This is a genomic window from Anaerobutyricum hallii DSM 3353, from assembly GCF_000173975.1.
Lineage (GTDB): Bacteria > Bacillota > Clostridia > Lachnospirales > Lachnospiraceae > Anaerobutyricum > Anaerobutyricum hallii.
Genome location: NZ_ACEP01000082.1, coordinates 1 through 6,636, shown reverse-complemented (window position 1 = coordinate 6,636; position 6,636 = coordinate 1). Strand labels below are relative to the sequence as shown.

The 6,636-nt window shown below is 36.9% G+C and carries 6 protein-coding genes; all 6 read right to left on the bottom strand.

Features of this window, described 5'->3' with window-relative positions; translation table 11 throughout:
- Positions 1-198: 198 nt before the first annotated feature.
- Positions 199-2,550 (bottom strand): ABC transporter permease, encoded by a 2,352-nt coding sequence (locus EUBHAL_RS07960; protein ID WP_005347697.1) that lies wholly within the window; start codon positions 2,548-2,550, stop codon positions 199-201.
- Positions 2,551-2,562: 12 nt separating this feature from the next.
- Positions 2,563-3,261, bottom strand: a complete 699-nt coding sequence (locus tag EUBHAL_RS07955) for an ABC transporter ATP-binding protein (protein WP_005347695.1) — start codon at positions 3,259-3,261, stop codon at positions 2,563-2,565.
- Positions 3,262-3,731: 470 nt separating this feature from the next.
- Positions 3,732-4,520: a Cof-type HAD-IIB family hydrolase gene (locus tag EUBHAL_RS07950; RefSeq protein ID WP_005347693.1), complete on the bottom strand. Its 789-nt coding sequence runs from the start codon at positions 4,518-4,520 to the stop codon at positions 3,732-3,734.
- A 54-nt stretch (positions 4,521-4,574) separates the two neighbouring features.
- The gene (locus EUBHAL_RS07945) at positions 4,575-5,372 is read right to left on the bottom strand and encodes a Cof-type HAD-IIB family hydrolase (RefSeq protein ID WP_005347691.1); all 798 of its coding nucleotides are present in this window, start codon (positions 5,370-5,372) and stop codon (positions 4,575-4,577) included.
- A gap of 86 nt (positions 5,373-5,458) precedes the next feature.
- Positions 5,459-6,073 (bottom strand): response regulator transcription factor, encoded by a 615-nt coding sequence (locus EUBHAL_RS07940; RefSeq protein ID WP_005347687.1) that lies wholly within the window; start codon positions 6,071-6,073, stop codon positions 5,459-5,461.
- A partial coding sequence (locus EUBHAL_RS15910) for an Hpt domain-containing protein (RefSeq protein WP_005347683.1) occupies positions 6,060-6,636 on the bottom strand: 577 nt, incomplete at its 5' end. The genes EUBHAL_RS15910 and EUBHAL_RS07940, both read right to left, overlap by 14 nt.

Genomic DNA, 6,636 nt, shown 5'->3' with positions numbered 1-6,636 from the left:
TGCTGCCTTAGCAGGTCGAAAAAAGCTCCAGTGGAGGTTTTGAGAGCAAGTTTCTGCTTTATTGGGCAAAATGGAGCATTTAGCACAACGGAACAAAATCAATAAATCTTTTAGAGGTTCTTCATAATTCTTCTAGCAATCCGACCATCACTTTTCTGTAGCGGCGTCTGCTTTGCCAACTCTACAAATCAAAAGTTTTTATTCTACATTTTTCAATGCCTCATCCATCGGTACTTTCTGAATCTTCCGATACTCAAGCAATGCGACTACCGCATAAGTTACCAGTCCGATTACAAACATTTTGACATAAATCTTTGGGTCAATGTATAGGGCAATCCATCCAGATAAGCTCTGAAGCATCATCTCCCGGAAGATGCCTTTCATCAATATGGTTTCAACTGGAAAGCTTAAGAGCAGGCACAGCACGACAACGAGTGATGTTGACAGGATGTAAAGTCTGCTGATTTCCCCATTGCTGTAACCAAGTATTTTTACCATAGAGATAGACTGGGCATTTTTTTCGATGATAATTTTTGAGAGCAGGTAAATAAGTACTAAAAATATGGCGATGGCAAATCCATTAATCAGTCCCATCATATTTCCCATGGATACATCTAATTGGCGGGAAATTTTTGTTAAGGCATCTAAGTCGATGACGGAGCCGATATATTTACTACTGATGTCGGTTATTTTGGTATCAGAGAAGTAGCCGCTGTAATAGTCAGAGCCGAGGTCAAATATACGGTTTAACTGATTCTGGTTCATAAAAATACAAAGGCCTCCATTATACTCATAAATACCTTTTACCCGGAAGGTATACTTATCTTTTTCGTATTTTTCTTTTAAAGTGATCATATCTCCCGGCTGCAAGGAAAATTTATCTGCATAGGCAGAAGAAATATACGCATCGGCTGTGACCTTACTATCTGCCTGTAAATCTGCTTTTTCATCTTTTAAATTAATTTTAACGTATTTACTATCGGACTTCACACCATATAAAGTGACTTCTTCACTCTTAAAGGTTTTCGGTGTTGTGTTTAAGGAGTACGCAGAAAATTCTTCCGCATCTTCATTTTCTGTTTTTGCTCCAAGCGAATACTCCAGCAAAGAAAATAAACTGGATATTTTATTGCCGCTCATTGCACTGGTCGGAACAGAAAGCATGTACTGGTATTTGGCCAACATATTGTTCTGAATGTCTGTCTGATAGTGGTCAAGTACAGAGGGCAAAAGTAATCCAAAAAATAATAATAAATTTGCAAAAACAATTCCGACAAACAATACAATATAATTACTAAAGTTCTGGAAAATAACACGCAGTCGGAATCTTGAAAAGATATTGATTCTCGAGCTTAAGCGCAATGCTCTTTTTTGCTTTTTCCTGCTTAAGTCTCTTCGTAAAAATTTAAGCGGCGGCAACTTTAACTTGCTGCGCAGTATGCCGTAATTGACAACAAGCATAATCAGTACTGGGACAACCGTTGTAAGTAAAAAGGCTTTCGCATTCCAGACTGTGACATAGGTTGGCAGGCTATAACTTCCATAGTACATTCCTGCACAAACATTTTTAAAGATCGTATAACCTAAAATATTTCCGACAACCGCTCCGATAAGAGTTACAAAAACTGGCATGGACATATAATGCCTTATCAATTCATTTTTCGTATAACCAGATGCACGGAGTGTTCCGATGACTCCGGCTTCCTTTCGAATCGTATTACTTGTTGTAATTCCAAATACAAATGCCATAATCACCATGACAATATAGAGAAGTACAATGATCATTGCTTCATCACTTCCCATATCATCTCCTGTAAAATGAATCGCCTGATTAACATACTGTGGAATAAAACTCTCTAACGTGATATCTTTTCCGATATCTTCCATGAAATCTTCTGACCTTTTCTTCTCCTCCTTTTCGTTCTTTGGCTTTTTATTATATTTCCATGCGTAATCATAGGTAAGCTGGCTTTCATTAAAAGAAGAAAATTCTTCCTTTGTGACAATGCCCACACCGAACTTTATCGCATCAAACATTGTATCATTATTATTCTGGAACAAGGCACTGTAATCAGACAAGGCAACAAGACCAGTAATTTTCCATGTCTTCTTTCCACTTTTTAATGTATCTCCAACAGATAGTTTATTATTATCTGCATACATTCTGTCAATGGCGATTTCTCCGATTTCTTTCGGCATTTTTCCCTTCATGAGACAGACTTTATTTACCTCTTCCCTGTTTTTAAAAATACGAAGAGTACTTCCATTAGAAAGAGCTTTCTCTACATAAAAATTCTCATAAAGTTTTACACCATAGCCTTCTATTGTTTCCTGCTGATTTTTATAAACTTTTTCTTCTGTAGCAAAGTTTCCATCCTCTATGTTATATTTTTCAAAACTGTTATCATAGGCAGTCAGCATACTTCCATCTGCTACTAAAAAGCCGGAAACAAACCCAATCGTTGCTACCATCAGAATAAATACAACAAGATACTTTCCCATTTCCTGCCGTAGTTCCCGAAGAAGCCTTTTTCTTAAAGGATTTTTCATATCTCGCTCCTCCTACCACTCCAGTTCCATCGCCGGAACTTTCTGTTCATTCGTATAATTCTTTCGAATCATACCGTCTCTTAACTTGACAACTCTGTCTGCCATATCTTTTATCGCATCATTATGAGTAACCATAACGATTGTATTGCCATACTTTTGATTGACCGTCTCAATAAGGCGTAAAATATCTTTTGATGTATTATAATCTAACGCTCCTGTTGGCTCATCACAAAGCAAAATGTCTGGATTCTTCACAATTGCTCTTCCGATTGCTGTTCTCTGCTGCTGTCCACCAGAAAGCTGGTTCGGCAATTTGCGCTGATGCTCATAAATACCAAGTGTATGTAACAGTTCATCCACATCAAGCGGCTTGTCACTCAAATATGCACCAACCTCAATATTTTCCCTCACTGTAAGATTCGGAATCAGATTATACATCTGAAAAATGTATCCGAGATGCTTTCTTCGGTATAAAGACAGCTTCTTCTCTGTCATATCCTCGATACGCTCTCCATCAATTGTAATACTGCCTGAATCCGCTCCATCAATCCCACCAATAATATTTAACAACGTAGACTTTCCAGAACCAGAAGGTCCAAGAAGAACACAAAACTCTCCCCTCTCAATCTCCAAATCAATCCCTTTTAGCACCTCAATCCGGCTGTCACCCATACCAAAAGACTTTTTAATCTGTTTTATTTCCAAAAACATAAACTCAAACTCTCCTCTTAACTTTCTTTCCTCTATTTCAAATAAATTTATGTTAGCCCCAAACAGCCCGCGTTAGGTATTCCTATTTCTTATGCATTTATACTAACATATTTATTCTTCTTCTATTTTATGTTAGTTGTAACTTACTAAAATGTCAATAAGTTTTTTGATAAATCAATACTTGAGTCGAGATTCGAGTTCTCCCTGAAAATCTTTAATTTTCTTGAAAAGCCAAGAAACAGAACCCAAAAGAAGCTGCATACCGCAGATGTAATCTCAATTCTGCGCGAACATAGTATCGTTAAAAGTTTCTCCTTGCAAATATTGATTTTGTGACTTTGTGTTTTTTACAACTGAGTCAAAATCAATATTTGCAAGGAGAAACTTTTATAAGATACTTTTCTCACAAAATTGAGAGATACATCTGCGATATGCAGCTTCTTTCAGGTTCGTCTGTCTATTTAGAAAAATTAAAGTGTTTTCAACACTTCCATTACACCATTTTCATCGTTGGTCTTCTCTGTTACATATTTTGCTAATGCTTTTAAGGTAGGATGTCCGTTTTTCATACAGTAACTTTCGCCGCAGCTTTCTAACAGAGACATATCATTTAAATAGTCACCAAATCCCATAGCTTCTGTATGTGCAATGCCGTACTTTTCACATATAGCTTTGATTGCATTCCCCTTGCTTTCTGTTTTGTTGGCAATGTCAATCCAGCTTGCTCCGGATAATACGGCTGTAAGTTTCTCACCGATATTTTCAAAATATTTCATGGATTCTTCAGCTTTTTCTTTCTTAAAATAGATAGCGACCTTTACGATTGTATCATTGTCTGCCACTTTTCTTAAATCTTCTACAATCTGTCTTCTCTCGTAGTACATTTCTACATTATAGTAGATTTCCTCATCCACATCTTTTTTTGTTATGTAAGCAGACTTCGCACCGCAGATAACAGGTGTTGCATAAGGTACTTTATCTATGATATCAAGACATTTTAACACGTCCTGCTTGTCTATCTCATCTTTAAAAATAATCTCGCCTTTTTCGAAAACAAGCCCTCCATTTTCTGCAATAAATGCAAGGTTATCTCTGATTGGAAGAAAGTCTCTTTCTAATGTATAGTACTGTCTTCCGCTGGCAATGACTGTCTTTATCTCTGGATGACTTTTTACCCACGGAATAAATTCTTCCGGCATTTCTTTTTTACTGTTAAGCAAAGTTCCATCCATATCTACGGCTACTAATTTTATATTCATCTGTTCTCCTTATCGTAATCTTTAACGTAATCCCTAATTAAATTTATCTATTTCCTAAATCAATCCCTGTTCTTTGCAATAATGATAAATGCCATCTTCTGCAACATGTCCGCAGATTGCATCGGCAACTGCTTTTACATCATCGGTTGCATTGCCCATTGCAACACCAGTGCCTACAGCTTCTAACATTTCAATATCGTTTGTTCCATCACCAAAGGCGATTGCATTCTCTTTATCTAAATGATAATAGTCAAGAATTTTTCTTACGCCGACACCTTTGTTTCCATTTGCCGGTGTAATATCTGCCGCTCTTGTCCACCATGCAGTAATTCTCGCACCGTCGACATCTCTTAAAATGTCTGCATATTCTTCTTTATAACAGCCGACCATCATCTGGTAAACTTTTTTATCCATGAGTTTTTCAAAATCAAAGTTATCAAGGATATTTACTTTACTCTTTGCAATGGCAAAATAATCTGCCAAATCTTTATCACAACCGTTTGCACCGCCGCCTTCTACTCCGGCAAGGAACACCGGGCGATGGATTTCCGATGCATTCTCAACAATTGCCTTTACATCTTCTTTTGGGATAGGATTTGAAAAAATAACCTCATCCTTTGTATAACAATAAGACGCATTATAAGATAAAAAGACATCAAAATCAATTCCTGGAAAAGATGGAACAAGATATGGGCCGCGTCCTGTTGCCATACATAAAATAATTCCATTCTCTTTCAGGTGTTTTAATGTCTCGATCATCGCAGGGGTGATTACCTTTTTTTCCATATCAACTAACGTTCCATCTACGTCAAAAAAAGCAATCTTTATATCTTTTGCAGAATCTTTTTTCATATATTCCTCCACTATATTCTGTAATTTTTCTTTTTATAACACACCCCTACTATTCTACAGCTTTATGTTTTTCTGTCAAGGTCAAATTATCCGATAAGCAGCTTTCGAAGCTCTCTGCGCCGTTCAATTTCTAACTTGGAAAAGATACGGGCAATCACATTTTTCACATATCCATAGGAATAATTCATCTGTTCCGCAATCTCACGGTTTTCCATTCCCTGTGCAACTGCCAGCGCAATCTTCCATTCAATTGGTGTCAGCTTCTTTTGTATTTCTCCACGATTTTTTTCAATTGCTGCATCTGCAAAAGACTTTCCTGTTTCTTTTGCGCTTCTTTCAAGATGCATTTCGACTCTGGCAAGCAGGACCTCTTTTACAAAAGGTTTTACAATATAGTCTACTGCTCCTGCCTTTAACCCTTTTACTTCATAATCTGACTCCGCAAATCCAGTGAGAAATATTACAGGAATATCCTGACAATTCGGAATAGATTTCATTTTTTCCAGAGTCGTATACCCATCCATTTCCGGCATAGCGATATCTAACAATATCAAATCTGGCACAACACCCTTTTTTAGTAATGTAATTGCCTGTTTTCCGCTTTTCGCTACGCTGACCGTATAAATACTCGACAATATTTCTTCTGCTGTTTTTAATAAGATTAAATCATCGTCTACAATTAATATGCTATTTTTGCCCATTTCTGTCCTCCCATTCTGTCGTAACTTTATTCGTCCAGTAAGTACCTTTCATAAGTGATTCTGCCTGTTCGAACTCCAAATTCTGCACCGATTTTTGTACCTGTCCCAAAATCTTCTTTTTCTTTGGATTCTTTTCTAAAGACAACAATTTTTCCAGCTGTTCTTCTGCATATTTCCCTTGATATTTTCCTATTGCCTCCAAAATCCCGTCATATGTTTCCTCATATAACTTCTCCTGATTTACTTCTTCTGTCAGCTCACCGTATACCTTCTGTTTCCCATTCTCTTTTTCTTTCTTTTCTGATTCCAGAACAAATTTTTTTGTATTTTCTAAGAAAAAAAACATCCCATCTAACGCTCTTTCCCACTCAAAAAACAAAAGAGGAATCGCCTTTTCTATATAGCTTTCATCCTGCATTTTCCCTCTTATTTCAAGTGAAGCGGCTAATTCATAAAGTGACATTGCTCCAATCGCGCGGGCATTACTTTTTAATGTATGAATCTGTCCTGTCAATATTTTTATTTCCTGCTGTGTTTTTCTCGTTGTCTCAAAACTTTCCTCT

What these genes read in the sequence shown, in the direction of transcription:
- EUBHAL_RS07955 (WP_005347695.1), bottom strand. Translation starts at nt 3,261, where the DNA reads ATGTTTTTGGAAATAAAACAGATTAAAAAGTCTTTTGGTATGGGTGAC.
- EUBHAL_RS07960 (WP_005347697.1), bottom strand. Translation starts at nt 2,550, where the DNA reads ATGAAAAATCCTTTAAGAAAAAGGCTTCTTCGGGAACTACGGCAGGAA.
- EUBHAL_RS07950 (WP_005347693.1), bottom strand. Translation starts at nt 4,520, where the DNA reads ATGAATATAAAATTAGTAGCCGTAGATATGGATGGAACTTTGCTTAAC.
- EUBHAL_RS07945 (WP_005347691.1), bottom strand. Translation starts at nt 5,372, where the DNA reads ATGAAAAAAGATTCTGCAAAAGATATAAAGATTGCTTTTTTTGACGTA.
- EUBHAL_RS07940 (WP_005347687.1), bottom strand. Translation starts at nt 6,073, where the DNA reads ATGGGCAAAAATAGCATATTAATTGTAGACGATGATTTAATCTTATTA.